This window comes from Halomonas sp. SIMBA_159, from assembly GCF_046536035.1.
GTDB classification, from domain to species: Bacteria; Pseudomonadota; Gammaproteobacteria; order Pseudomonadales; family Halomonadaceae; genus Vreelandella; species Vreelandella venusta_A.
The window spans coordinates 1-265 of the sequence record NZ_JAWJBT010000754.1 but is presented as its reverse complement, the minus strand read 5'-3'; the positions used below and the strand labels follow the sequence as shown (position 1 = coordinate 265).

Below are 265 nucleotides of genomic sequence, written 5' to 3'. Positions count from 1 at the left end.
CATGTTACGCTGCCACATCCAGTTTACACCGGCAGTCCAGGCGGTTTTGCTTTCATCGTAGTCAACAGCTTTGCTGATATCGCCGGTTAAGCCTTCGTCTACTACATAGGTTATTTTGTGGTTTTCGCGCCGGGCGCCAACGTCTACCCGCCATTGCTCGTTCAGCTGATACTCTACCGCGGCATACACCGCACTGGTGTCACCATCGCCGGTGGCGTCAATGTCGTAGTTCCAGCTGCAGCTTTCCAGGCTGTCGTTACAGTCG

1 protein-coding gene is annotated in these 265 nt (G+C 54.3%); it reads right to left on the bottom strand.

Features of this window, described 5'->3' with window-relative positions; genetic code table 11:
- Positions 1–265 (bottom strand): TonB-dependent receptor domain-containing protein (locus R0J87_RS21220; RefSeq protein WP_498888761.1); only part of this gene is annotated, 265 nt, incomplete at both ends.